Here is a 26,788-nt window from a genome sequence, read left to right on the forward strand (position 1 = left end):
GGCTAGAACGTGAGGGAGAAGCCGGCGCCCAGCCCACCATGGGTGGAGTACAGCCGCACGCGCGGCGGCGCGGCCTGGGAGACGGTGGGAGTGGGCTTCGGTTCGGGGCGGGACTCCACGGTGGTGCTCGTCACCACCTGGTCCTCGTGGTGGTAGACGGCGTCCACCACGCCCAGGGTGTAGACGGTGTAGAAGCCGGTGGCGGACGCGAGCTTGAGCAGCTGCCAGGTGTCCGCCTGCCGCGCGCGGTCCGTGGGGATGTAGCGCACCGGGATGGACGCGCGGCCGTCCTCGTCCAGCACGTTGTCGATGTTCACGAACCGCTCCTCGAAGAGCGAGTCGTACGCGAAGAACGCGATGATGCTGGTGATGGCCAGGGCGCCTTCGGTGGCGGCGAAGGCGATGCCCATGCCGTTGCGGCCCTGCTGGAACTGGCCTGCGCCGAAGGGGACGAAGTTGACCAGGAAGTTGCGCTTCTCCACGGTGCGCACGGTGACCTGGCGGGCCAGCTCCTCGGCGCGGCGGCGCTGCGTCTCCAGGGCGACGCGCTCCTGCTCGCGGCGCTCCTGTTCGGCCTTCTCGCGCTCCAGGCGCAGGCGCTGCTCCTGGCGGAGGAACTCGCGCTCGCCGGACATCTGGTTCTTCAGGTCCTCGAAGTAGGCGACGGCCGGGGGCGGGACGACGAAGGGGTCCAGGCTGAAGTCGGGGTCCAGCCGGAGCACGGCGCGCAGGTGGCGTTCGGCCTCGTCGGTCTTGTTGAGGTTGAAGGCGGACAGGCCCGCGAGCTTGTGCAGTTCCACCAGGTCCTCTTCGGGCAGGTCGCCGCGGTCGATGCGCTGGCCGGCGCGCTCCAGCACCTCGGCGTACTTGCCGTACTCGAAGGACGAGCGCAGGGCCGCGACCTCCGGATCCGCGCCGTTGGGCACCTGGGCGCGCGCGGACGCGGGGCCGAGCAGGGCCAGGAGGAGGGTGACGAGCAGCAGCGGGCCGCGGCTCATTCGGGCGCCAGGCTTCCGCGAAGGGTGGTGGGCTTGCCGGGCTCCAGCAGGACGACGCGCTTCTCGGTCTTGTAGCCGGGGGAGGAGATCTCCACCTCCACGCGGTGCTGGAAGCTGGCGGGCCCCCGGGGGGAGCGGATGTCGAAGGGGTGCTGGAGGCTGTCGTGCGCGGTGCGCTCCACGCCGCCCACGCGCACGGTGGCGTCCGGCGGCTGGTAGTCCAGGGCCAGCTGTGACGACTTGAGGAGGGCGCGCAGCCGGAAGACGTTCTCGCCGTCGGGCTTCACGTCGATGGTCTCCGTGGCGTCCTCGCAGTAGCCGCAGGAGACGGTGATGGTGTGCGGGCCCGGCGACAGGTGCACGTCGTGCTGCGCGAGCTGCTGCGTGCCGGTGGGGCCGTCGTCCACGCGGATGGAGCCGTAGGGGCGCACGAGGATGGACACGGGGATCCGGCCGCCGCGCGCGTGCTTCGGGTCGTCCTGCGGGTCGAGGCTGGCGACCATCGTGGGCCGCGACGTGCGATCCGTGGAGGAGGGGAGGCGCGGGTTGGTGTCCGTGGCGTCGCGGCCGGGAGTCCCCGTGCCGCCCGTGCCCTGCGCGCCGGTGGAACGTGAGCCGTTGGGAGCACCCGTGGTGCTCGCGCCCTGCGAGCCGCCGGGCACGTCGCCCGTGCCCTGCGTGCCGTTGGGAAGACCGGAGCCCGTCCCTTGTGCGCCGCCGCCCTGCGAGCCGTTGTCGCCGCCCGTGCCGTTGGGAGCGCCCGCGACCTGCGCGCCGTTGGGCGTGCCCGTCGTTCCACCCGTGCCTTGCGCACCTTGAGGGCCGCCGTTGAGGGCGCCCGTGCTGCCTTGCGTGCCGGTGACCGCGGCGGTGCCGGCCGGAAGCCGCGAGCCCGTGGCCGCGCCGTGGGTGCCGCCCGCGCCCTTCGGGCCCTCGGCTCGCGGACCCACCGTCTCCACCTTCGGCGTCTCGGGCCCGGCCGCGTTCATCCGGTAGAGCTGCCAGCCGCCCAGCCCCAGCGCGAGCGCCACGCCCGCTCCGATGCCCGCGCGGATGCCGCGCCTGCGCCACGTGCGCCGCCGCTGCTGACGCTGGAGGCCCTTCAGCAACCCCAGCGCCCGCTCGTTCGTCGCGTCCAGCGCGAGCACGTGGTTGAGGCACGCCAACGCGCGCGGCGTCCGCTTCTCCTGGAGCTGCCGCTCCCCGCGCTCCAGCAGCGCCGCCACGATGCGCTGGCGCGCGAGCCGCTGGTACGACGGCGGATCCGCGAAGAACGAGATCAGCTCCTCGCCCACGCGGGAGAACCCCAGCCCCGCGAGCGCATCCGCCAGCGCGTCGCGCAGCTTCCCCGCGTTGGGGTAGCGCCGCGCCGGGTCGCGCTGGAGACACGTCGCGCAGATCTCCGCCAGCTCGTCCGACAGCGCGGGCACGCGGCGGCGCGGGTCCTCGTAGGCCCCGTCCAGGATGCGCTTCAGCGTCGCCGTGGTGTTCGACGCGGTGAAGGGCAGCCGGCCCGTCATCAGCGCGTAGAACATGATGCCCAGGCTGAAGACGTCCGCCTCCGGCCCGGCCTCCAGGCCCTCGATGATCTCCGGCGACATGTGCGCGGGCGAACCCACCAGCGCGCCCGTCACCGTCATCCGGTCCTCGATGTCGAGCAGCCGCGCGATGCCGAAGTCCATGAGCTTGAGGACCCCGTCCTCGCGCACCATGACGTTCTCCGGCTTCAGGTCGCGGTGGATGACGCCCGCCTCGTGCGCGTGCGCCAGCGCCGCCGCCAGCTCGTGGATGATCATCGCCGCCAGCTCCGGCGGCTCCAGCGGGCCTTCGTCCAGGTACGTCTTGAGCGTCCGGCCGCGGATGTACTCGGTGACGATGAAGGCGTCGTGCGCCTCCGCCGAGGAGAAGTCGAACACCTCCAGGATGTTGGGGTGGTGCAGCTTCGCCACCGCGCGGGCCTCGCGAGCCAGCCGCCGCCGCGACTCGTCCTTGCCGGCCAGGTGCGGGTGCAGCACCTTCACCGCGACCTCGCGGTCCAGGGCCGTGTCCAGGCCCTTGTACACGACGCTCATGCCCCCGGAGCCCAGCTCCTCCAGGATGCGATAGCGACCGATATGGCGGCCGACGAGCGTCATGGCGTTAGCGCGCGCGCACTCCCCTCAGTCCCCGAACCCGATGCCCATGCTCCGCGCGAACCGCACCAGGTCCCCCTGGACGTCCACGCGTCGCTCCTTGCGAGACTCGCTCAACGGCACGGCGACGACGTCGTTGTTCCTGAGCGCCACCATGTGCCCCCACTGACCGTCCCGCACCAGGTCCAGCACCTTGCAGCCGTAGCGCGTGGCCAGCACCCGGTCCGCGGCGCTCGGGCTGCCGCCGCGCTGCAGGTGGCCCAGCACCGTGACGCGGATCTCCGCGTCGATGTGGCGCGCGAGCAGATCCGCGCAGACCTTGCCGGAGCCGCCCAGCCGCACCACGCCGCGGCCCGGGATGTCCGCGGCCTCCGCCAGCACGGACAGCGCGCCGCCCTCCGGATACGCGCCTTCGGAGATGGCGATGATGGAGAAGCTGCGCCGCCGCGTGGCCCGCCGCTTCAGCGTCTCCAGCAGGGACTCCACGCGGTACGGAATCTCCGGGATGAGGATGAGGTCCGCGCCGCCCGCGATGCCGCTCTCCAGCGTGAGGAAGCCCGCATGGCGGCCCATGATCTCCACCACCATCACGCGGTCATGCGCCTCCGCGGTGGAGTGCAGCCGATCCAGCGCCTCCGTGACGATGAGCCGCGCGGTGTCGAACCCGAACGTCTGGTCCGTGCCGGACAAATCATTGTCGATGGTCTTGGGACACCCGACGACCTTCAGCCCCTTGTCCGCCAGCTGGTGCGCGATGGACAGCGTGCCGTCCCCGCCAATGGCGACCAGCCCGTCCAGCCGCAGCTCCTCGCAGCGGCGCACGACGTGATCCGACACGTCCTTCTCCACCCAGCCGGAGCCCTCACGCACCGGGTAGGAGAACGGGTTCGCCTTGTTGGACGTGCCCAGGATGGTGCCGCCCTTGGGCAGGATGCCGCGCGTGTCCTCCACCCCGAGCGGGCGGACGAGCTCCGGCTCCACCAACCCCATGTAGCCGTTCTCGATGCCCACGAACGAGTGGCCGAACTCGTGAACACCCCGACGGACGAGGCCACGGATGAGCGCGTTGAGCCCCGGGCAGTCACCACCACCGGTGAGGACGCCGAGTCGGAGAGGTCTGGCCATAGGTCGAAGAAAGTCGGACGCGGGTGTCAGTGGGAGCAGGCGACACTATGACAGCAACGTCGGTGCGGATTGTAGGTGCCACCCCAGGGGGGTGCAACGCATCAATCAGCCGTTACGTCGGATCCGCGCTCGCAAGGACGCGGGGGCGCCCCCTCAGTCGCGCTTGAGGCGACGCCGGGAGGCCAGCCGGTCCAGGAGGGCCTGGAGCCGGTCTTCCTTCTTCGCGGGGAGGGCCCGGTCCGTGGGGGACTGCACGGGCATCTCGCGGGCCATCCGGTACAGCTCCGCCAGCCGCTCCAGCACCAGCTCGTTGCCGGGGCGCTCCTGCAGTGCCCGGCGGTACGCGGCGGCGGCGCCCACGTAGTCACCCAGCGTGAAGAGGCGCTCGCCCTCCTGCATGGGGGAGGGCGGGCCCAGCGGGAGGCGCTGGGGCTCACGCACCCGGTTCTTCAGGTGCTGAAGTTCCTCCGGCTGGAGGCTGTCGCGCAGGTGGGCCAGCTTGAGGGCCAGCGCCTCCTCGCGCGGAAAGGCGGCGAGCAGGTGCTCGAAGAGCTCGAACGCCTCCGCGAGCTCGCCCCGGCGCAGGGCGCGGTCGGCACGTGCTTCCATGTCGGCCCGGACGGCAGGGGTCATCTCGCGCGGCAGAGTAACTGCTGCCCGCCCGGGATGTCACACGCGGAAACAGGAGCGCTCGACGGGCCGCATGCCCCGGGGCCGCGAAGGGGGCCGGGACTTCCCGTGCTTCGCGCTATCCTCCCGTCCGTGCTCCTGCCCGTGCTCACCGGTGTGTGGCTGTCGCTGTCCGGCGCCCTGGGCACGGAGCTGCGGCGGGACGGCTACAGCTTCCGGCCGCCGGACACGTTCCGGATGTCGCGCTGGGAGCGCTACGCAGGCTCGCAGGCGGGCGCGGTGGCGGAGGACGGGGTGCGCACGCGCGCCCTGTCCGCGGCGCTGGCGGACGGGGAGGGGCCAGACGCGGCCACGTTCCTCATCGCCGTGGTGGAGGGGAGCTTCTCCGCCAGTCCCTCGGAGCGCGACGCGTTCTCCACCGCCGTGATGCAGCACTTCCAGCGCGAACTGGGCGTGGCGCTGACGCCGGAGCGGGTGGACCGCGTGGGCGGGCCGGTGCCCCGGGTGGAGCTCTTGGGCACGCTGCGCGAGGCGGGGCAGGTGCGCACGGTGCTGGTGACGGCCCTGGCCTCCGAGGGGCGCCACGCCGTGGTGACGGTCAGCGCGCCGGCCGACCGCTGGGACGCCATGGCCCCGCGGGTGCGCGCCTCGCTGGAGACCTTCCGCATGGAGGCCCCGGTGACGGGCGTCGTGTCCCGGCGGCTGGCGGGGGCGCTGGCGGGCACCCTGGCCGGGGCCCTGCTGGTGTCGTACGCGGCCTGGCGCCGCCGCCGGCAGGGAGAGGGGCCGGCCTCCGCGTAGCAGGGCCTGACAGGAGGGCGACGGCGTCCCCCGATGGGGCTCGCGGTGGGATACGGTGCCGCCGCCCATGTTCTCCCTCCTCCTTGTCGCCATGCTCGCGCAGGGGCCCGTGGCACCTCCGGAGCCTTCGGCGTCCCCAGCCCCGCCGGTCGTCCTCCCGGCGCCGGACGCGGGCGTCGCGGACGCGGTGGTGCCGCCCCTGCCGGTGGCCTCGCTGCCGCCCGCCACGCACGAGCTGTTCCGCCGCATCCAGGGGCGCGTCGCGCAGGTGCGCATCATCGAGCGCCGCTCCGGCACGAAGTCCTCCATCGGCTCCGCGTTCTTCGTGAGCGCGAAGGGCCACGCTCTCACGAACTACCACGTCGTCTCCGACCTGGTGCTCCACCCGGAGGACTACACCGCGGAGCTGGACCGGGGCGTCGCGACGGTGCCGGTGCGCCTGCTCGCGGTGGACGTGGCCAGCGACCTGGCCGTCATCCAGATGGATGCCCCCGTCGGGGACTACTTCAAGCTGGAGGAGCACGAACCGCCGCAGGGCACGCGCCTGTTCGCCATGGGCAACCCGCGCGACCTGGGCACCACCATCGTGGAGGGCACCTACAACGGCCTGGTGCGCGACGCCCTCTATGAGCGCGTCCACTTCACCGGCGCCATCAACCCCGGCATGAGCGGCGGGCCCACGCTCAGCGGCGAGGGCGGCGTCGTGGGCGTCAACGTGGCCACCATGGGCAACCAGGTGGGCTTCCTCGTGCCGGTGGCGCGCGCGCGGGCGCTGCTCGACCGGGCGCTGGCGCAGGAGGCTCCGCCGGACCCGGCCGCGCTCTTGACGTCCGTGAAGGAGCAGCTGATGGCCAACCAGCAGCGCATCACCGACCGGCTGCTGGCCACGGACCTGCCGAAGCAGTCGCTGGGCGGGTACCGCGTCCCCGGCCGCTGGAGCCCGTTCCTCAAGTGCTGGGGCGACACGCCGCACGACCCCGAGACGCCCTACACGGTGACGAGCTACCAGTGCTCCTCCGAGGAGGACCTCTTCCTGTCCTCCAGCCACCGCACGGGCGTGGTGGCCTACCTGCACCAGCACGTGGAGAGCCAGACGCTGGGCGCGATGCGCTTCTCCGCGCTCTACAGCACGCTCTTCTCCCAGGACCCGGACGCGGTGGCCGCCACGCGCGAGGACGTCACCAACTTCCGCTGCAAGTCGGAGTTCGTGGACGTGAACGGCCTCACGGTGCGCGCGGCCCTGTGCCTGCGCGCCTACCGCCGCTTCCCGGGCCTCTATGACCTGGTGCTGCGCGCGGCCACGCTCAACGCGGCCACGCACGGCGTGGACACCAGCCTCACGCTGGGCGGCTTCTCCGCGGAGAACGCCCGCAAGCTGGCGCGCCGCTACCTGGAGGGCCTGTCGTGGACGAAGTGATCTTCCTGGAGGTGCTGGAAGGGGACGCCGTCCAGTCCCGCCACCGGCTGGACAAGCTGCCGGTGACGGTGGGGCGCGGCTACGCCAACGACATCATCCTGGACGACCCGAAGGTCTCCGCGGAGCACCTGCGCCTGGAGCGGCGCGAGGACGGCGCGGTGGTGCTGCACGACGTGGGCAGCGTCAACGGCACCTTCAGCGTGGAGCCCTGGGCGGCGCTGAAGGAGCTGGTCCTCACCCCGGACACGCGCGTGTCCGTGGGGGACACGGTGCTGCGCTTCCGTCACCGGAACTTCGTGGTGGAGGACACCGTCGTCAACGAGGCCCCGGCCTCGCCGCGCGAGCGCCTCTTCGAGCGGCCCCGCGCCTTCGCGCTGGCGATGCAGGCGCTGGTGGCCATGTCCTTCATCTCCGAGCGGGTGACCCAGTTCACGAAGACGGACTGGGGCGACCTGCTCCTGTCCAGCGTGATACCGCTGGGGATGGCGCTGCTGTGGGCCGGAGGCTGGTCGCTGGCGAGCCGCATCGCGCGCAGGAGCTTCCACTTCCGCGTGCACGCCACCATCGGCGCGCTGATGCTGCTGGGCTTCGCGGTGGCGCCGCCCCTGTTCGCGCTGTTCAGCTTCAGCTTCTCGCTGGGCGCGTGGCTGGGCTTCGTGCGCACCCTGGCCGTGCTGGGGCTGGTGGGGTGGGGGCTCTACTGGCACCTGCGCTACGTGACGCGCTGGAGCGGGCGGCGCGTGGTGCGCGGGCTCGTCATCGCGTCGGTGGGCGTGCTGGTGCTGACGAACGTGTCGGAGCTGCTGGGCAACGAGCCCTTCAGCGAGGCGCTGGAGTTCCCCCGCTCGCTGCTGCCGCCGGTGCTGCGCGTGGCCCCGGCGCACTCCATGGACTCGTTCTTCGAGGACGTGAAGCCGCTGGAGCAGAAGGTGGACGCGCTCGTGAAGGAGCGCTGAAGGCGCGTCCACCGCTCCACGGCCTACAGGCCGCGCACCTCGTGCGGCTTGTAGGGGGCCTCCAGCGCCTTCACCTCTTCGGGCGTGAGCTTGAGGCTCACGGCCTTCACCGCGTCCTCCAGGTGCTGCGGCTTCGTCGCGCCGATGATGGGCGCGGTGACCACGGGCTTGGACAACAGCCACGCCAGGGCCACCTGCGCGGGCGGGGCCTTGCGCGCGTCCGCCACCTGCTTCACCGCCTCCACCACGTCCCAGTCCCCGGCCTGGTTGTAGAGCATCGGCGACAGCGTGTCGGAGCCCGCGCGCGTCGTGGCCTCCTTGTCGTCCAGCGACTTGCGCGACCCCGCGAGCAGCCCGCGCGCCAGCGGCGACCAGGGGATGACGCCCACGCCCTCCGCCTCGCAGAGGGGCAGCATCTCCCGCTCCTCCTCGCGGTAGACGAGGTTGTAGTGGTTCTGCATGGACACGAAGCGCGCCCAGCCGTTGCGCTCGGACACGCTGAGCGCCCGCATGAACTGCCACGCGTACGCGGAGCTGGCGCCCAGGTAGCGCACCTTGCCCTGGCGCACGAGCTGATCCAACGCGGACAGCGTCTCCTCGATGGGCGTGTTCGGGTCCATCCGGTGGATTTGATAGAGGTCGATGGTGTCCACGCCCAGCCGCTTGAGGCTCGCCTCGCACGCCTGCGTAATCGCCTTGCGCGACAGGCCGCGCTCGTTCTGCCCGCTGCCGGTGGGGAAGTAGACCTTCGTCGCCAGCACCACCTCGTCCAGCTTCGCGTACTTGCGCAGCGCGCGGCCCGTGACCTCCTCGCTGACGCCGTCCGAGTACATGTTCGCGGTGTCGAAGAACGTCACGCCCAGCTCCACCGCGCGGCGGAAGAAGGGCTGCGCGGCCTCTTCATCCAGCACCCACGGGCGCCACTTCGGGGTGCCGTAGCTCATGCAGCCCAGGCAGATGCGGGAGACCCGCAGGCCGGTGTGTCCCAGGTTGGCGTACTTCATTCGTCCGCTCCTTCGCGTGCACTGCCAGTTTCGTTCGAAGCTTGCGTATGCCCAGCATGAGCGAGCGCTTCAACCTCCTGTCGCCGGAAGTGAAGGCCAACCCCTATCCCACCTACGCCCGCATGCGCCGCGAAGCCCCCGTGTGTCAGGTGGAGCCCGGTGGCATGTGGGCCGTGTCCCGCCATGAAGACGTGCTGCGCGTCCTCAAGGACCCGCAGCGCTTCTCCTCGCAGGGCTTCCGCGTGGCCACCAACCCGCCCTGGCTGGGCGGCAATCCCTTCTCCGAGTCCATGCTCACCATGGACCCGCCCCAGCACGGCCGCCTGCGGGTGCTGGTGCAGAAGGCCTTCGGCGCGGCGGCCATGGCCCGGCTGGAGCCCCGCGTGCGCGACATCTGCCGGCAGGCGGTGGCGGAGCTGCCCCGGGGCGTGCCGGTGGACCTGATGCCGCCGTACGCGCTGCGCATCCCCGCCGCCGTCATCAGCGACCTCCTGGGCCTGGACCCTTCACGCGCCACGCGCCTGAAGCAGTGGGCGGACCTCATCACCGGCGGCGTCACCACCGTCAAGCCTGAGGAGGAGGACCGCAAGCAGAAGGCCCGCGACGCGGTGGCGGAGCTGCGCCAGTACTTCGGCGAGGTGCTGGAGGCCCGCGCCCGCACGCCCGGCACGGACCTGGTCAGCGAGCTGCAACAGGCCCGCGTGGACGGCGAGGCCCTGTCCAAGGACGAGCTCATCGCCTTCATGGCGCTCCTGCTGGTGGGCGGCATCGAGACGGTGGTGCACCTGTTGGGCGCGTCGCTCGTCGTGCTGCGGGATCATCCGGAGATCTGGGCCCAGCTGCGCGCGGACCGCTCGCGCATCCCCGCCTTCATCGAGGAGGTGCTGCGCTACGAGCCGCCCGCCCAGGCCGCGCCGCGCCTCACCACGGAGGCGGTGGAGCTGGGTGGGGTGAGCCTGCCCAAGGGCGCGCCGGTGCTGGTGCTGCTGGGCTCCGCCGCGCACGACGAGGCGCACTTCCCGGACGGCGACCGCTTCAACCTGTCCCGGCCCGGCCCGCAGAACCTGCCCTTCGGCCACGGCATCCACTTCTGCCTGGGCGCGCAGCTGGCGCGCATGGAGGGACGGCTGGCCCTGGAGGCGCTGCTGGACGCCGTCGGCCACCTGCAGGCCGGCCCGGAGCCCATGACGTGGCACCGCACGCTGGTGGTGCGCGGGCCCGCCACGCTGCCGCTCGTGCTGCACCCGCACTGAGGCGGGCAGGGCAGGGGAGCCCGCCCCCCGCAAAGACGACGGGCAGGCTCCCGTGAAGGAACCTGCCCGCGTCACTTCAGGAGCCGGAGCCCGCCGCTACGCCCGGACTTCCGCCGGGGGCGTGTCCGTGGTGGTGGCCGGAACCACCCCCTCCTTGAAGGGAGAGGTCTCCATCGCCGCACGGAGGACGTCGTCCATGTGCGTGGCGAAGATGAACTCCAGCTCGTTCTTCGCCTGATCCGGCACGTCGATGAGGTCCTTGCGGCAACGCTCCGGCAGGATGACGCGCTTGATGCCCGCGCGGTGCGCCGCCAGGACCTTCTCCTTGATGCCGCCCACCGGCAGCACCAGGCCACGCAGCGTGGCCTCGCCCGTCATCGCCGTGTCGTGCCGCACCCGGATGCCCGTCAGGAGGCTGGTGAGCGCGGTCAGGATGGTGACGCCGGCCGAAGGACCATCCTTGGGGATGGAGCCCGCGGGGAAGTGCAGGTGGATGTCCGTCTTCTCGAGGAAGTTCGGGTTGATGCCGAGCGACTCCGCCTTGCTGCGCAGGTAGCTCAGCGCCGCCGTGGCGGACTCCTTCATCACGTCGCCCAGCTGGCCGGTGAGGGTCATGCCGCCCTTGCCCGCCATCTTGGTCGCTTCGATGAAGAGCAGGTCGCCACCCGCCGCGGTCCACGCGAGGCCCGTCGCCACACCGGGGACCTCCGTGCGCTCCGCGACCTCCGAGTAGAACGTCTCGGGCCCGAGGATCTCCTTCACGCGCTCCGCGCCGATGACCTGCTTCTCCGTCTTGCCGCCGGCCACTTCCACCGCCACCGCGCGGCAGATGTCCGCGATGCGGCGCTCCAGGTTACGCACGCCCGCCTCGCGGGTGTACGACGTGGTCAGGATGAGCAGCGCCTCGTCCTGCACCTCGATGTGGTCCCCGGACAGGCCGTGCTCCTTGAGCTGCTTCGGCACGAGGTGGATGCGGGCGATGGCCTGCTTCTCCTCGAACGTGTAGCCCGTCAGCTCGATGATCTCCATGCGGTCCCGGAGCGGCCCGGGGATGGGGTCGAGCTGGTTCGCCGTGGCGACGAACATGACCTTCGACAGGTCGAACGCCACGTCCAGGTAGTGGTCGCTGAACGTGCTGTTCTGCTCCGGGTCCAGCACCTCCAGCAGCGCCGCGCTCGGGTCGCCGCGGAAGTCCGCGCCCAGCTTGTCGATTTCGTCCAGCATCATGACCGGGTTCTTCGTCCCGGCCTTCTTCATGCTCTGGATGAAGCGGCCCGGCAGCGCGCCCACGTAGGTGCGGCGGTGGCCACGGATTTCGGCCTCGTCACGCACGCCGCCCAGGGACAGGCGCACGAACTTGCGGCCGGTGGCCTTGGCCACGCTCTGGCCCAGCGACGTCTTGCCGACGCCCGGGGGACCGACGAGGCACAGGATGGGCCCGCGCATGTCGTTCTTCAGCTTGCGGACGGCCAGGTACTCCAGGATGCGCTTCTTCACCTTCTTGATGCCGAAGTGATCCTTGTCCAGCTGCTGGCGCGCGTTCTCGATGTCGAGGTTGTCCTCGGACACCTTCGACCACGGCAGGTCGGCGATCCAGTCCAGGTAGGTGCGCGCGACGGTGTACTCGCTGGAGGCCGCCGGGATCGTCTTCAGGCGGTTGAGCTCCTTCTGGGCGACCTTCTCCACCTCAGGGGGCAGGGCGGCCTTCTTCAGGCGCTCCTGCAGCTCGTCGAGCTCCTCCTCCTCCTCGCCCATCTCGCCGAGCTCTTCCTTGATCGCCTTGAGCTGCTGGCGCAGGTAGTACTCGCGCTGGGTCTTCGACATCTCGCCCTTCACGGCGGAGTCGATCTTGTTGGAGAGCTTGAGGATCTCGCGCTTGCGGTTGAGCAGCTCCAGGACGAGCTTCATGCGCGCCTTGAGGTCGACCGTCTCCAGCACGGCCTGCTTCTCCTCGATGGGCACGTCCACGTTGGCGGCGATGAGGTCCGCCAGGTGGCCCGGATGCGTGATGCTCTCCACCAGCTCCGTGGCGGCGGCGGGCAGCTCGGGCATCAGCTCGATGACCTCGCGCGCCAGCTTCTTCAGGTTGATGCCCAGGGCCTCCACTTCGACGTTCTCGCTGGAGGTCTTGTCCTCCACGGCGTCGACGCGGGCCTTCAGGTAGGGGGCTTCCTGCACCAGCTCCATCACGCGGAAGCGCGCGAGGCCCTGGACCACGAGCGAGTAGTTGTCCTCGCCCATCTTCAGAAGTTTCACGATGCGGGCGACGGTGCCCATCGTGTACAGGTCGGACGCGCCCGGATCCTCTTCCTCGGCGCGGCGCTGCGTCACGACGCCGATGACCTGGTCGTCACGGACGGCGTCCTTGATCAGCGCGATGGTCTTCTGGCGGCCGACGGCCAGGGGCAGCACACCGCCGGGGAAGAAGACACTGTTGCGCAGCGGCAGGATGGGCAGCACCTGCGGGATGTCTTCCTTGTTGATGAGCCCCGGAGGGGCCATCGCGGTGGGCATGGCGCTGGCCGCGGTGCCCTTCTTCTTCTCGTCAGACATGGGAGTTCGGCCTCTTCCTTGCTTGAACCCGGTCAGCAAGCGGCCGGGCCGGTGAACCATCCGGTTGTTTTCTGCGACGGATGAACCAACGTAACAACCAAACCGGACATGGCAAACGCGATGTGCGTTATTTCCGTGCCTCGTCGGCTGTACGACGCTCCTCCTTTAACGGCCCAGAAGTCTCGCGTCCGGCGAAGGGGTGGGGCATGCTCGCCCCCTCTCACGCTTGATGCGGTGCGCGAGCGCGCGCCCCCGCACTGGAGGCCGATGTGAAGCTCCACACCTGCGCCCACCTGCTGTCGCTGTCCGCGCTCCTGGCGCTCGGATGCCACTCTCCCGTGGACGACGCGGGATCCACCGTGCCCGACGCCTGCGAGGCCACTCCGCCGGTGGTGGCGCCCCAGAAGACGGACATCCTCTTCGTCATCGACAACTCCGGATCCATGGAGGAGGAGCAGCAGGGCATCGCGACGGAGCTGCCCGCCTTCCTGGCCGCGCTGAAGGAGGGCAGCGGCGTGGCCCAGGACTTCCGCGTGGGGGTCATCACCACCTCCGTGTACCAGCGCCTGCTGCTGGCGAACGGCTCGGACACCATCCGCTCCTTCCCGGATCAGGAGGGCCGCCTGCAGCCGGTGAAGGACGAAGCCGGCCAGCCCACCGCCGAGCGCTTCATCGAGGGCACGGATCCGCTGCTCCTGGACAAGTTCCAGCGCCTGGTGAACCAGGGCACGTCCGGCAGCGGGCAGGAGACGCCCTTCGAGGCGGTGCGGCTGGCGGTCGCCTCGCCCCTGACCACCCGGCCGATGTCGGAGGGTGGCAACGCGGGCTTCCTCCGGGACGGCGCCCGCCTGCTGGTGGTGGTGGTGTCCGACGAGGAGGACTGCAGCTCCACGCAGCGGCCGCCCCCTGTGACGCTGGGGCAGGACACGTCCGTGGACTCCTGCACCCTGCAGGGGGACAAGCTGACCCCGGTAGGGGAGTACTACCAGACCTTCCAGGGGCTGCATGACGGCACGGGCGCGTCGCGCGAGGTGCTGTGGGCGACCATCGGGCCGGTGGCGCTGACGGACAAGCGCGCGGAGCTGACGACGGAGCTGGTGGGGAACACGACCTACGTGCGCAACGTCGACTGCCCGACGTCCTACGGGCCGGGCTACCGGCAGAGCGACATGGCGAAGGCGTTCGACGCGACCCGGGCGAACCTGGATTCCATCTGCAAGCCGAGCTACCAGCAGACGCTGCTGGACATCGCGGCCCTGGCCACGGTGGCGCAGAGCGTGGACGTGGTGAACCTGCCGGATCCGCGGCTCGCGGTGGTGTACGTCACGCGCGCGGACGGCTCCGTGCAGACGTGCACGGCCGCCAACGGCGACTTCCGCTACGAGCCCTCCGGTGAAGGCCGCTCCGCGCGCCTCTTCTTCCTGGGCCCGTGCCTCCGGCGCGTGGGCGACACGAAGGTGGAGGTGAAGGTGCTGTGCGCCGGGTAGCCCGGAGCTGATCCGCGCGCCGCACCCGAAGGGCCCCGCGAAGGACGCGGGGCCCTTCTTCTTTGGCGTGGCGCATGACCTGTCATGTCCGGTGCCAGGTGAAGTGACACGCGCGGATCCGACCCCTCCCGTCGAGCGGAGCACCCGACGCGACAGGTCCCATGCGCTCGGAATGCCGCCTGCTGGGGTGTCAGACGGCTTCGGATACTGGCCTCATGCGCGCACCGGTGGCGGTGCGGAAGAACGCGAGGAGGCGACATGAGCGCGGCGGTGGAGCGGTCGGTGGGGACGGGGGTGGTGGAGGCGCTGCGCGAGAAGATCCGGCAACTGCAGGCGGCGCCCCGGCGCGCGCTGTCGGTGCTGCGCACGGGCGTGGACGCGGTGGACGCGCTCCTGCCGCAGGGAGGCCTGCCGCTGGGGACGACGGTGGAGCTGTGCGGCGAGGCCGCGTCGGGGCGCACCAGCCTGGCGCTGCGCGCGGTGGCGTCCGCGCACCGGGAGCTGCGCCTGTGCGCGTGGGTGGATGGCCCGAAGGAGCTCTATCCCCCCGCGGCGGCGGCGCTGGGCGTGGACCTGGAGCGGCTGCTCGTCGTGCGGCCCCAGGCCTTCGCGCAGCGGGTGTGGTCCACCGTGCAGCTCGCGCGCAGCGGCGCCTTCACGGCGGTGGTGCTGGACCTCACGCACGGCGTGGGCGCCCCGGGGCGTCCGGAGCGGCTGGCGCTGACGGAGGCGCGCAAGCTGGTGGACGCGGCGGCGCGGGGCGGGACGCTGGTGCTGCTGCTGACGTCGCCGGAGGCGCCCGCGGACGGGCTCGCGCGGCTGCGGCTGGAGGCCCGGGGCGTCCAGGGCTGGTCCGTGGAGCTGGAGCGCAGCCGGGGCGGGGGCGTGGGGACGCGCGTCGTGCGCCCCTGGCGGGAGCTCTACCCGGAGGTGGGGCTGGATGCCGGGGCGCGGCTCTTGGACGCGGACGTGGCGCAAGCGGGGGACGCGGGGCCGGGCTTCTACCGCGACCCGGGCGACCGCGTGCGCAACGGCCTGGGCATCCTGGGCCAGCGGCCCGGCCGTGACGCGCCCATGCCGTCCCTGGGGGACGCGCTCCCCGGGCCGTCGTCGGGCGGCTGCTGAGGACGGTGGGCCATGCGGAGGGGCTACCTGCACGTCATGCGCTTCCCGGTGCAGCGCAAGGTCATCGAATCGCCCGGGCTCGCGGGCCAGCCGCTGGCGCTGGTGGAGGAGGTGCGTGGCCAGCGCCGGGTGGCCTTCGCCTCCACGCGCGCGCTGAAGGCCGGCGTGCGGCCGGGGATGACGCTGACGGCGGCCACGGCGCTGGAGCCCGGGCTGCGGCACTTCCCGTACCGGCCCAAGGACGAGGCCCAGGCGCTGGCCGCGCTGGGGGAGTCGTTGCTCGGCCTGTGCCCGGGCTTCCAGCGCGACGCGCCGGAAGGGCTGTGGTTCGACGCGAGCGCGGCGCACCTGGTGGGAGGCGAAGCGGAGCTGGGCGCGCGCGTGCTGGAGGTCTGCGCCGAGCAGGGCTACCGGGCGCACGTGACGGTGGCGTCGGAGGCGTTCACCTCGCGGGTGCTGGCGCGGCATGGCTCCCGGCGGGTGGAGGTGGTGCCGGAGGGGCAGGGCGCCCGGGCGCTGGCCCCTCTGCCGCTGGGCGCGCTGGAGGACGCCGCGGCGCGGGCCTTCTCCGTGCTGGGGCTGTCCACGCTGGGGGAGGTGGCGGCGCTGCCGGCCGGGGCGGTGACGGCGCGCGGAGGCGCGGGCGCGGCCCGGGTCCACGCGCGGTGCCGGGGCGTGGACGACACGCCCTTCACGCCGGAGCCGCTGGAGGAGGCGCTGGAGGACCGGGTGGTGCTGGACGCGCCCGCGGACACCTTCGAGCCCGTGCAGTTCGCGCTCAAGACGCTGTTGGACCGCCTGGGCGCGCGGCTCTCCGGGCGGCAGCGGGCGGCGGTGCGGCTCACCTTCGTGCTGCGCCTGGACCCCACCGGCGAGGCCCAGGTGCCGCTCCTGCTGGCGCGGCCCACGGCGCGCGCGAAGCTGCTGCTGGACCTGGCGCGGCACCGGCTGGGGGAGCTGCGGCTGGAGCGGCCGGTGGCGGAGGTCGCCGTGCGGGTGGACGCGCACGACGAGGACCTGGGCCAGCAGCTCGCGCTGGGGGACGCGCCGGAGGGGGACGCGGCCCTGGAGGCCGTGCTGTCGCGGCTGGCGACGACGCTGGGCGAGGAGGCGCTGTTCGCCGCGTCCCTGGAGGCGGTGCACCGCCCGGAGTCCGCGCACACGCCCCGGGCCTTCCACCCGCCGGAGACGCGGCGCGGCCTGCTGTCCTCGCCGGACTCCCCGGCTCCCTCGGCCCTGGCGCCGGAGCCCGCGGCCCCCATCACCGTCTGGCGTGAGACGGGGGCGGCCCGGGAGCGGCCGTCGCGGCTGCTGGCCCAGCCGGCCCGGCTGGACGCGGAGGTGGCTGCGTCCGGGGAGATGCTCGCCGCGCGCATCGGGGGACGGCGGCACCGGGTGACGGCGATGGCGGGCCCGGAGCGGCTGGGTGGTGAGTGGTGGACGGAAGCCCCGTACCAGCGGGACTACTACCGCGTGCACTTCGAGGGGCTGGGGCCCGCCTGGGTGTACCGGGACGGGCGGGACGGGGGCTTCTACCTGCAGGGGTTGTTTGATTGACGGGCGGGCGGTGCGGTCGGGGTGGAGGCCCCGCCGCTTGTGGCCTAGCGTGACGGCATGCGCCCCGCACGACTCCTCCCGCTCCTCCTCGTGTCCCTCGTCCTTCCGGCCTGCGCCGCCCGGCAGGTGCGCCCGGAGGGCAGCATCCGCAAGGTGGTGGTGGTGGCGGGCTCGCGCGTGGACGTGCTGCCGACAGGCACGTTCCGCCAGGACATCATCGGTGAGAGCAACCCGCGCACGGTGCTGGCCCGCCAGACGGAGGCGGAGCTGCTCTCGCGCGGCTTCGAGGTCGTGGCCACGCGCCAGTCCGCGGCCCCGGTGCCGCTCACGGACGAGGTGTCGTCCTTCGTCCAGCAGAACAAGGCCGAGGCCGCGGTGGTGGTCATCCTGGACTGGCTGGACGTGTCCGGCGCGACGGTGCTGGGCCGGGTGGACGTGGTGCTGCGGCTGGGCATGGTGGACCCCAACGGCCAGGTCATCTGGACGGACACGTTCCGCTCGCAGCCGGTGGTGAGCGCCTACCAGTCCGCGACGGACTGGAACTCGTTCCTGCGCCGGGCCGTCATCGACGCGGTGAAGGTGGTGCCGTGACGGCCGTCCTCCTTTCGCGCGGGAAGAGGGGGGCATGCGGGTCCTGGTGACGGGCGCGGCGGGCTTCATCGGCGCCCACGTCTGCGAGCGGCTCCTCGCCCGGGGTGACTCGGTGGTGGGCCTGGACGCGCTGGACGCGGCCCCCGGGGACGTGGCGCTGCGGCGCTCCCGCCTCCAGCGGCTGTCCGGCGCGCGCGGCTTCACCTTCCTCTCCGGCGACATCACCGACGCAGCCCGGCTGGGCGAGGCGTTCTCGGCCGCGCGTCCGGAGGGCGTGGTGCACCTGGCCGCGCGCGTGGGCGTGCGGGCTCCGGACGCGGAGGCCCCGGTGTACGCGGACACCAACGTGACGGGCTTCGTGCGGGTGCTGGAGGCCTGCCGCGAGGCGCGCGTCCAGCACCTGGTCTACGCGTCCTCCAGCTCCGTCTACGGCGCGGCCACGCCGGTGCCGTTCCGCGAGGACGCGCCGGTGGATCAGCCGCTCAACCTCTATGGCGCCACCAAGCGCGCCAACGAGCTGATGGCGCACGCGTACAGCCACCTGCACCGGCTGCCCGCCAGCGGCCTGCGCTTCTTCACGGTGTACGGGCCGTGGGGCCGTCCGGACATGGCGCCGCTCTTGTTCCTGCGCGCGCTGGCGAAGGGCGAGTCCCTGCGGCTGCACGGCGACGGGCGGATGCGGCGCGACTTCACCTTCGTGGACGACGTGGCGGAGGCCGTGCTGCGCGTGCTGGACCGGCCGCCTTCGGGAAGCCCGCCGCACCGGCTGCTCAACGTGGGGCACGGCGAGCCGGTGGCGCTGGGGGACTTCGTGGGCCTGCTGGAGCGGCACTGGGGCGCGAAGGCCCGCGTGGCGTCCGTGCCCGCGCAGCCCGCGGAGATGGTCTCCACGTGGGCGGACGCCTCGCGGCTGGAGGCGGAGACGGGCTTCCGGCCGCGCGTGTCCGTGGACGCGGGCGTGGCGCGGCTGGTGGCGTGGTACCGCGATTGGACGGGCGCCGCCCGGGGCTCGTGAAGGCCCCGGCCGACGCCCGCGCGTCCTCAAGTGCCGCGTGGAAGGGCTACTGCAGCACCGCGAGGAAGCCCTCGACGAAGGCGTTGTTGTCCTCGCGCAGCTCCATCACCGTCTGCCGCGAGTCCACCAGCGCGCCCAGGTAGAACAGCCCGGAGCCCGGGGCCGAGGGCGGCGGGTACGCGGAGGTGTAGAGCTGGCGCGTCGTGCACTGCCCCGCGGGCAGCTCGCCCAGGTCCAGGTGGCCCAGGGTCACCTGGGTGGGGGAGGGAGCCGGCGTCGGGCTCGTGAACGCGAGGGTGGGCTGGGTGGAGAGGATGAGCTCCAGCCGGCCGCCGCTCCCCGTCGTGGAGGTGGTGCCCTGGTTGCAGACCGTCAGGGAGGTGGTGAACATCTCGCCTCCACGCACGGCGAACGGCGCGGTGAGCTCCGTGACGACCAGGTCCGGCGCGAACCCCATGCCCATGCGGCCCCGCATGAAGGCGTTGTTGTCCGTGCGCAGCTCGGCGTTGGCGTCCCAGGCACGCACCATGGCCCCCACGAAGAGGGGCGCGTTCGGGTACGGCGTGGGCAGCGGGTAGGCGTAGAGGGTGCCTTCCCGCGTGGCGCAGGCGTTCTCGGGCAGGGACGGAATCTCCACCGTGCCCGCCATCGACACCTCGGAGCTCGGAGGGATGCCCCCGCCGGGGAAGGTCGGCTCCGGCAGGGTGGACGTCGTGGAGAGGAAGAACTCCACGGTCCCGGTGGGGGAGGGCCGCGTGCCCTGGTTGCAGACGGTGACGGGGACCTGCAGGTTCGCGCCGGGCTCGGCGTTCGCGGGCCCGCCCATGGCGGTGATGACGAGGTCCGGCGCGAAGCCCACGCCGACGCGCGGTCCGACGAAGGTGTTGTTGTCCTCGCGCACCTCCCAGATGTTCCAGCGCCGGTCCACGCTGGCGCCCACGTAGTACGTCCGCGGCTGCGGCTCCAGGTTCCCGTGGAAGCTCCCGGTCACCGGCGTGGTGACGCAGGCGTGCGCTCCCAGCGGGGGCAGGGAGAGCTCACCCAGCAGCTCCCCGGGAGCCGGCGGGGGGGCGCCCTGCGCGGGCAGGGACAGGGACGGATGGGTCAGCAGGTGCAGTGACACCTGCACGTCGTTCGGCGTGGCCTGGGCGCCCTGGTTGCAGACGGTGACGGTGGTGGTGAAGGGCTGGCCCGGCAGGATGTTGGCGGGCGGCGTCACCCCGGTGATGACCAGGTCGGGCTCGTGGCCCACGCCCAGGCGTCCGCGCACGAAGAGGTTGTTGTCCTCGCGCAGCTCCACCCGGTTCTGGAACGGATCCACGGCGGCGCTCAGGTACACGGGCTGCCCCGGCTGGGTGTTGGGGGGCATGCCGACGGACACCATCCCCATGGCGTTCACGCACTGCCCGGCCTGGAGCGGCGCGACGTTCAGGAACCCCGCCAGGAACTGGCTGGGACCGGGGAACGGCGTCATCGAGCCCGGCGCGGGCAGGGTCCACGTCTCCTCCGAGGACACGACGAGCGCCACCTCGGTGGAGCTCGCCGGATCGGTGCCCACGTTGCAGACGCGCACGCTGGCGGCGAACGGCTCCCACGGCGCGACGGTGCCGGGGGCCTCCAGCGAGGTGACCACCAGGTCCGCCCCGTTGCCCACGCTCAGGCGGCCCGCCATGCGGGTGTTGTTGTCCCAGCGCAGCTCCTGCGCCATCCCGTCCGGGGTGACGACGGCCCCCAGGTACAGCGGGCGGGACGGGTGCGCGAGGGGCGGCGGGATCGCCGGCCCGACGATCTCCTGCGTGTGGCAGGCGCCCGCGTTCAGCGGCGGCGGGAAGGCCTCGCCCACGAGCGCCTGGCTGCCCCACGAGGGCGGCGGGGCCTGGGGGCCCGGGGCCGACAGGGTCTCATCCGCGCTCACGTAGACGGTCACGCGAGAGGAGCCGGACGTCGGCGCCGTGCCCACGTTGCAGACCTTCACGGTGGTGGTGAAGGAGTCCCCGGGCCGCGCGCTGGCGGGCCCCCGGACCTCGGTGAGGGTGAGGTCCGACCCGTTGCCCAGGCCCACGATGCCCGCGGCGAAGGCGTTGTTGTCCACGCGGGGCTCCAGCCCCTGCAGGTCCACGACCGCGCTCAGGTTCAGGGGCCGCTCGAACGGCGAGGGCATCGCGTCAAGCGGCCGCAGGGCGTTGAACGTGGAGCGCTGGGTCGTGCACTGCCCGGCCCCCAGCAGCGTGGACAGCTCGGCCCGGCCCTGGAAGGCGTAGGCCCGCGGGAGCTCCGTGAACACGGGCGGGGCCGGCGGCGGCCGCGACACCGGGGGCGTCGTCTCCGTGGAGAGGAACAGCGAGACGCCGTACGAGGACGCGGAGGCGGTGCCCTGGTTGCAGACCGTATAGGTCGCCGTGAAGGACTGGCCGTCGCGGAGGTTCGCGGGGGCCTGCACGTCGGTGATCACCAGGTCCGCTTCCAGTCCCGTGCCCACCAGCCCCTGGGTGAACGTGTTGTTGTCCTCGTTCAGCTCCTGGACGTTCCGGAACGCGTCGATGGCCGCGCCCAGGTACAGGGGCTGACCCGGCTGCGCTTCATAGGGCAGCGCGCGGTGGGCGTTCACCTGCACGTTCTGGCACTGGCCGGCGGAGAGATAGGACACGTCCGCCCCGCCCGCCGGAGCCTGGATCTCCGAGGGGATCGACCCGAGCTGCGTCGGGAGCGCCACCGTGTTCACGGTGGAGAGGAACAGCTCCAGGTGCGCGGAGCCCTGCAGGTCGCGGGTGCCCACGTTGCAGACCCGCGCCTCGACGGGGAACGAATAGGACTGCGGGATGTTGGGGGGCGCCTTCAGCGACCGCACCACCAGGTCCGGGCCGGGGCCCATGCGCACGGAGCCCTTCGTGAAGGTGTTGTTGTCCTCACGCAGCTCCTGGACGGACAGCATCCCGTCCACGCGCGCGCCCAGGTACAGCGGCGCGCCCGGCAGGAAGGCCGGGGGCGGGTGCGAGGTGCCGGACACCGGCAGCGTGACGCACCGTCCGGCCACCAGCCCTGGCGCCTGCGCCTGGCCGACGAAGGACTCCGTCTGGGAGCCGGGCCCCTGCGAGGCGGACAGCGTGGCCTCGGTGGACAGCAGCACGTCCGCGCGCACGTCCCAGGCCTCGGTCGTGCCCACGTTGCACACCGTCACGGAGGCGGAGACGGGCATCCCCGGCTCGAAGTTCGAGGGCCCCGTCACGTCGGTGATCACCAGGTCGGCGTCGTGCCCCAGGCCCAGCCGGCCCGCGACGCGCGTGTTGTTGTCCTCGCGCAGCTCGGGGAGCTGCTGCTCCGGGTCGATGATGGCGCCCACGTACAGCGGCTGCCCGGGCTGGGAGGCCGCCGGGGGGACGTAGGCGAACCCCTGCGTCCGGACCGTGAAGCAGCTGCCCGCCTCCAGCGGAGGCACGGGGACGGAGCCCACCGGCTCCTGCGTCGCCACCGGCGAGCCCGGCGTGGGAAGGCTCAGGGTGTCCAGCGTGGAGGTGAAGAGCTTCGCCTCGGAGGAGGGCGAGGACTCCGTGCCCACGTTGCAGACCCGCACGTCGGCGAGGAAGCCCGCGCCCGGCAGGGAGCTCGCGGGCGCACGCACCTCGGAGATCCTGAGGTCCGGGCCGCGGCCCACGCCCATCAGGCCCTTCACGAAGCCGTTGTTGGCCTCATCCAGTTCCTGCACCCGCTGCTGGGTGTCGACGCTGGCGCCCAGGTAGAAGGCGGTGCCGGGCTGCCCCGGGGGCGGCAGCGCGTAGGCGTTCACGGGGCGCGTGACGCACCGGTGGGGATCCAGCGGGCCCACGTCCACCTCGCCCACGGTGATCTGCTGGGTCGTGGGCGGAGGATTGGGGCCGGGCACCTGCTGGGTGGCGGTCGTGGACAGGTACACCTGCACCAGCGTCCCGCCGACGCCGCCCTGGGGATAGGCGCCCGCGGAGCCCTGATTGCAGACCGTCACGGTGGCGGTGAAGGGGCTCCCGTCGCGGACGCTGTCGGGGGCGCGCAGCTCGGTGATGACCAGGTCCGAGCCGTGGTCCAGTGAATGGCTTTGACTCCGGGCGAGGTTCGCGTCGGACGACGCGCCTTCGCTTCCGCAGCCGGTGATGACGAGCGTGCCTGCGATGAGCAGACACGTGTGTCTCCATGACGGCGACAGCCGTGGCATGTGTTCTCCTTGGGGTATGGGTGGTCTACGAGAGGCGCCGGCGGGGCCGGTCCGGCGCAGTGCGGGGCTTTAAACAACGCCTTCGAAGGCGAAAAGCCAGACCCCAAGAATCCTGTCGGAATCCGGGGTCTGGGAAAGGCAAGCGCCGGCCGGGCCAGGCGGGCAGCCCGGCCGGCGAACTCCAGATGAGACGCGCTACCGTGGCGCGGCTACGGCGTGGTGCTTACGGGCGCATCAGGCCGTTGTTGTCCTTGCGCAGCTCCGGGGCGTTCAGCCGCGCGACCGCACCCAGGTAGAGGGGCGCTCCTGGCTGCGCCGCCTGCGGCGGGGTGGCGGTGACGGTGCCCTCCACGGTGGTGCACTCCGCCACGTCCAGCTGCGGGACCTGCAACACGGCCAGCCGCGACAGGGTGTTCGACTCGACGGGGTCCCCCTGGACGGCGGACTCCGGCAGCGTGGCCAGCGTGGAGAGGAGCAGCTCCACCCCATGGGACTGCGCGGGCACCGTGCCCTGGTTGCAGACGGTGACGGGCACCTGCAGCTGCGCCCACGGCTGGACCTGGGCCGGCCCGCCCACGGCGGTGATGACGACGTCCGGAGCCAGCCCCACGCCGATGCGCGGACCGACGAACGTGTTGTTGTCCTCGCGCACCTCCGTCACCTGCTGGAGGCGATCCACGCCGGCGCCCAGGTAGAACGTCTGGGTGCCCACGGGCCCGACGCCAGCGCCGGAGATGAACGCGTTCACCGTCAACGTGACGCAGGCATGCGCCTCCAGGGACGGAAGGGCGATCTCCCCCAGCAGGTTCTCCGGCGGGATGGGCGTGTTCGGGGCCGGCTGCGACAGCGTGGGCTGCGTCAGCAGGTACGCGTTCACCCACGGCCCGCTCGTCGTGGACTGGTTGCCCGGGTTGCAGACGGTGACGCCCAGCTCCAGCGGACCGGGCTGCGCGCTCGCGGGCCCCGTCACCGACGTGATGACCAGGTCCGGCCCGGTGCCAATGCCCAGCCGGCGCCCCGGGGAGACGTTGTTGTCACGGCGCAGGTCCATCTGGCCCTGGAACGGATCCACGACGGCGCTCAGGTACAGCGGCGCGTCCGGGGCCACGCTCCAGGGGCGGTCCGCGCGCAGCGTCACCGGCAGGTCCTGGCACTGGCCGGCCTGGAGCGGCGGCGCGTCCAGCGGGCCCGCGAGGTACTGGTTCGGCGCGGGGAACGAGGCCCCCGGCGAGCCCTGCGGCGGCAGCGTCCAGTCCGCCTCCGGGGACACGACGAACATCACCGGGAGCATGTACGAGCCTTCGGTGCCCGCGTTGCAGAGGCGCGCGGTGGCGGTGAACGGCACCATCGGCGCGACGGTGTCCGGGAACGTCAGCGAGGTGACCACCAGGTCCGGGGCCTGGCCCACGCCCATCAGGCCCGCGACGAACGTGTTGTTGTCCTCACGCAGCTCCGGCAGGGTCGCCATCGGGTCGACGACGGCGCCCAGGAACAGCGGCTGTTGCGGCAGGGCCCGCTGCGGAGGCATCGCCATTCCGGTGAGGCTCTGCGTGATGCAGGCCCCTGTACCCAGCGCCGGCACGCTCAAGGTGCCCACGAGCGACACGGTGCCATCGTTCGACTGCGAGCCGCTCTGCGCGGTGGGCGCCGGCAGGGTGTTGCCCGTGCCCAGGTAGACGGCCACCTGCGAGGACGTGCCGCTCGGCTGCGTGCCCACGTTGCAGACGCGCACGTTGCTGGTGAACGACGCTCCAGGCCGCACGCTGGTGGGGCCCTGCAGCTCGGTGACGACGAGGTCCGGCCCGTTGCCCAGGCCCACGGGGCCCGCGGCGAAGCCGTTGTTGTCCAGGCGCAGGTCCGACGGGTTGTCCACCACCGCGCTCAGGTTCAGCGTGGAGGACAGGGGCAGGGGCCCCAGCTCCATCGGGCGCAGGGCGTTGAACGTCGCGCTCCGCGTGGAGCACTGGCCCGGCGTCAGCGCCGTGTTCGTGATGGAACGGCCCTGGAACGCGTACCCGGGAATGGCGCTGCCGGGCTGCGCGGGGTTCAGCGAGGGCGGCGCCGCGTCCACGGAGAGGTACAGCGCCACCGCGTGGGAGGACACGGGGCTGAGGCCCACGTTGCAGACCGTGTAGCTCGCGGTGAAGGGCTGGCCGTCGCGCAGGTTCGCGGGCGCCTTCACGTCGGTGACGACGAGGTCCGCGTCGAAGCCCAGGCCCACCAGGCCCTGGGTGAAGGTGTTGTTGTCCTCACGCAGCTCCGCGACGCTCCGGTTCGAGTCGATGGTCGCGCCCAGGTACAGGGGCTGGCGCGGCTGCGCCTCCTGGGGCTGGTTGGCGAAGGCCTCCACCGTCACCGCCTTGCACTGGCCGGCGGAGAGGAACGGCACGTCCACGTCCGCCACGGGGACCTGGGTGCGCGAGTTGGACGGCGCGGGCTGTGCCGGGAAGACCACCGCGCGCTCCGTGGAGAGGGACAGCTGCAGGCGGGCGGAGCCGCCCTGGGGCGCCGTGCCCACGTTGCAGACCGTCGCCTCCACGGGGAAGCGCAGCCCCGGCGCGACGTTGGCCGGCGCCTTCAGCGACCGGACCACCAGGTCGGCGCCGTTGCCCAGGCCCACCAGGCCCTTCACGAAGGTGTTGTTGTCCGTCCGCAGCTCCGGGACGAACCGAGGCTGCTCCACGCGCGCGCCCAGGGACAGCGGCGTATTGGGCTGCCAGGAGGTGGGCGCGATCGCGTTGCCCTGCGCGGACAGCGTGACGCACCGTCCGGCGTCCAGCTCCGGCGCGTCGAAGTGGGCGAGGGGGATTTCGGTCGCCGGGTCCGGGGTCTGCGGCGACGGCGTCAGCGAGGGCAGGGTGGACAGGAGCGCATCCGCGCGCACCTCCGGAGCCCGGGCCGTGCCCACGTTGCACACCGTCACGGACACGGGCACCGCGGCGCCCTGCGGGAAGGTGGCGGGGCCCGTCACGTCGGTGACGACCAGGTCGGGGCCGTCACCCACGCCCAGCCGTCCCGCGACGCGCGTGTTGTTGTCCTCGCGCAGCTCCGCGGTGGACGCGGAGGGGTCCACGATGGCGCCCACGTACAGCGGCTGTCCGGGCGGGAGGGGGACGGAGGGCAGCTGGGCGGAGGCCTGCGTGCGGACCAGGACGCACCGGCCCGCGTCGAGCGCCGGCACCTGCGCCTCGCCTACCCGCGCCTGCGTGGGCGGCGTCGTTCCGGGCGCGGGCGCGTCCAGGGTGGCCTGCGAGGAGAGGACGACCGCGGCCTGCGTCGGGGGCGAGGAGGCCGTCCCCGTGTTGCAGACGCGCACGTCCGCGATGAAGGACGCGTCCTGCCGCACGTCCGGCGGCGTCTTCACCTCGGTGACCACGAGGTCGGGAGCCTGGCCCAGGCCCATCAGGCCGCGGACGAAGCCGTTGTTCGTCTCCACCGACTCCGGCACCGACTGCCGGGTGTCGATGCTGGCGCCCAGGTAGTAGGCGCCGGGAAGCGTTCCTCCTGGGGGGGCCATCGGGTACGCGTTGAAGGTGCGCGTGACGCACTGCTGGGCGTCCACCAGCCCCACGTCCAGCTCGCCCACGGTCATCTGCTGCGGCAAGGGAGGTGCTCCGGGCATGGGCACCTCCTGCGTGGAGGTGGTGGACAGGTACAGCTGCAGGAGGTTGGGCCCCTGCTGGGGGTATGCGGGCTGCGCGCCCGTGTTGCAGACCGTCGCGGTGACGGAGAACGGCGCCCCGTCGCGGACGGCGTCGGGCGCGCGCAGCTCGGTGATGATCAGATCCGAGCCCTGCGCCAACGCGCGGCCTTGGCTTTGGACGGAAACCGCGCCGGACGACGCGCCTTCACTTCCGCAGCCGGTAACGACGAGCGTGCCCGCGATGAGCAGACACGCGTGTCTCCATGTCGGCATGAGCCGTGACATGTGCTTCTCCTGATTTGGGTGAGGTTCAAC

General features: G+C 72.4%; 17 protein-coding genes. 9 read left to right on the forward strand and 8 right to left on the reverse strand.

From position 1 onward, the window contains the following. Nucleotides 1-2: 2 nt before the first annotated feature. From NR792_RS06795 to NR792_RS06810, 4 genes are all read right to left on the reverse strand, one after another. On the reverse strand, nucleotides 3-998 hold the full coding sequence (locus NR792_RS06795; protein ID WP_375759247.1) for a hypothetical protein: 996 nt from the start codon (nucleotides 996-998) through the stop codon (nucleotides 3-5). Next, nucleotides 995-3,133, reverse strand: coding sequence for a protein kinase (locus NR792_RS06800; protein WP_375759248.1), 2,139 nt, complete (start codon nucleotides 3,131-3,133; stop codon nucleotides 995-997). The genes NR792_RS06795 and NR792_RS06800 overlap by 4 nt, the downstream gene beginning before the upstream one ends. Before the next feature lie 24 nt (nucleotides 3,134-3,157). Beyond that, entirely contained in the window at nucleotides 3,158-4,255 is a 1,098-nt protein-coding gene (locus NR792_RS06805) for a 6-phosphofructokinase (RefSeq protein WP_375759249.1), read from the reverse strand. Nucleotides 4,256-4,408: 153 nt separating this feature from the next. Next, entirely contained in the window at nucleotides 4,409-4,888 is a 480-nt protein-coding gene (locus tag NR792_RS06810) for a hypothetical protein (protein WP_375759250.1), read from the reverse strand. A 129-nt stretch (nucleotides 4,889-5,017) separates the two neighbouring features. Between NR792_RS06810 and NR792_RS06815 the strand changes: the two genes are divergently transcribed. The 3 genes from NR792_RS06815 to NR792_RS06825 all read left to right on the forward strand — a co-directional run bounded on the left by NR792_RS06815 (nucleotide 5,018) and on the right by NR792_RS06825 (nucleotide 8,059). Further along, complete coding sequence (locus NR792_RS06815) at nucleotides 5,018-5,686, forward strand: hypothetical protein (RefSeq protein WP_375761580.1); 669 nt, start codon at nucleotides 5,018-5,020, stop codon at nucleotides 5,684-5,686. 67 nt (nucleotides 5,687-5,753) lie between these two features. Continuing rightward, nucleotides 5,754-7,103: a serine protease gene (locus NR792_RS06820; protein ID WP_375759251.1), complete on the forward strand. Its 1,350-nt coding sequence runs from the start codon at nucleotides 5,754-5,756 to the stop codon at nucleotides 7,101-7,103. Continuing rightward, nucleotides 7,091-8,059 carry an FHA domain-containing protein gene (locus NR792_RS06825; protein ID WP_375759252.1) on the forward strand — a complete coding sequence of 323 codons (969 nt, stop codon included), beginning with the start codon at nucleotides 7,091-7,093 and terminating at the stop codon, nucleotides 8,057-8,059. Before NR792_RS06820 ends, NR792_RS06825 begins: the two co-directional genes overlap by 13 nt. 23 nt (nucleotides 8,060-8,082) lie before the next feature. Here the strand turns inward: NR792_RS06825 and NR792_RS06830 are convergent, their stop codons facing one another. Further along, nucleotides 8,083-9,063, reverse strand: a complete 981-nt coding sequence (locus NR792_RS06830) for an aldo/keto reductase (RefSeq protein WP_375759253.1) — start codon at nucleotides 9,061-9,063, stop codon at nucleotides 8,083-8,085. Nucleotides 9,064-9,110: 47 nt separating this feature from the next. Here NR792_RS06830 and NR792_RS06835 point away from each other — a divergent pair, with 47 nt between their 5' ends. Next, nucleotides 9,111-10,316 carry a cytochrome P450 gene (locus tag NR792_RS06835; protein WP_375759254.1) on the forward strand — a complete coding sequence of 402 codons (1,206 nt, stop codon included), beginning with the start codon at nucleotides 9,111-9,113 and terminating at the stop codon, nucleotides 10,314-10,316. Nucleotides 10,317-10,412: 96 nt separating this feature from the next. Here NR792_RS06835 and lon read toward each other — a convergent pair whose 3' ends face one another. Then, nucleotides 10,413-12,869, reverse strand: a complete 2,457-nt coding sequence (gene lon, locus NR792_RS06840) for an endopeptidase La (RefSeq protein WP_375759255.1) — start codon at nucleotides 12,867-12,869, stop codon at nucleotides 10,413-10,415. 269 nt (nucleotides 12,870-13,138) lie between these two features. Here lon and NR792_RS06845 point away from each other — a divergent pair, with 269 nt between their 5' ends. The 5 genes from NR792_RS06845 to NR792_RS06865 all read left to right on the forward strand — a co-directional run bounded on the left by NR792_RS06845 (nucleotide 13,139) and on the right by NR792_RS06865 (nucleotide 18,644). Then, nucleotides 13,139-14,356 (forward strand): VWA domain-containing protein, encoded by a 1,218-nt coding sequence (locus tag NR792_RS06845; RefSeq protein WP_375759256.1) that lies wholly within the window; start codon nucleotides 13,139-13,141, stop codon nucleotides 14,354-14,356. A gap of 258 nt (nucleotides 14,357-14,614) precedes the next feature. After that, the gene (locus tag NR792_RS06850) at nucleotides 14,615-15,481 is read left to right on the forward strand and encodes an ImuA family protein (RefSeq protein WP_375759257.1); all 867 of its coding nucleotides are present in this window, start codon (nucleotides 14,615-14,617) and stop codon (nucleotides 15,479-15,481) included. Nucleotides 15,482-15,493: 12 nt separating this feature from the next. Next, nucleotides 15,494-17,038: a DNA polymerase Y family protein gene (locus NR792_RS06855; RefSeq protein ID WP_375759258.1), complete on the forward strand. Its 1,545-nt coding sequence runs from the start codon at nucleotides 15,494-15,496 to the stop codon at nucleotides 17,036-17,038. Nucleotides 17,039-17,095: 57 nt separating this feature from the next. Then, on the forward strand, nucleotides 17,096-17,629 hold the full coding sequence (locus NR792_RS06860; protein WP_375759259.1) for a hypothetical protein: 534 nt from the start codon (nucleotides 17,096-17,098) through the stop codon (nucleotides 17,627-17,629). A 34-nt stretch (nucleotides 17,630-17,663) separates the two neighbouring features. Continuing rightward, a complete protein-coding gene (locus tag NR792_RS06865; protein ID WP_375759260.1) occupies nucleotides 17,664-18,644 on the forward strand; it encodes an NAD-dependent epimerase/dehydratase family protein in 981 nt (326 codons plus the stop codon). Between the two features lie 46 nt (nucleotides 18,645-18,690). Here the strand turns inward: NR792_RS06865 and NR792_RS06870 are convergent, their stop codons facing one another. Continuing rightward, nucleotides 18,691-22,830 (reverse strand): CARDB domain-containing protein, encoded by a 4,140-nt coding sequence (locus NR792_RS06870; RefSeq protein ID WP_375759261.1) that lies wholly within the window; start codon nucleotides 22,828-22,830, stop codon nucleotides 18,691-18,693. Between the two features lie 223 nt (nucleotides 22,831-23,053). Beyond that, nucleotides 23,054-26,746 (reverse strand): CARDB domain-containing protein, encoded by a 3,693-nt coding sequence (locus tag NR792_RS06875; RefSeq protein WP_375759262.1) that lies wholly within the window; start codon nucleotides 26,744-26,746, stop codon nucleotides 23,054-23,056. Nucleotides 26,747-26,788: the final 42 nt, after the last annotated feature.

It is taken from the genome of Corallococcus exercitus (assembly GCF_042231735.1).
In the GTDB taxonomy this organism is placed as follows: domain Bacteria; phylum Myxococcota; class Myxococcia; order Myxococcales; family Myxococcaceae; genus Corallococcus; species Corallococcus exercitus_B.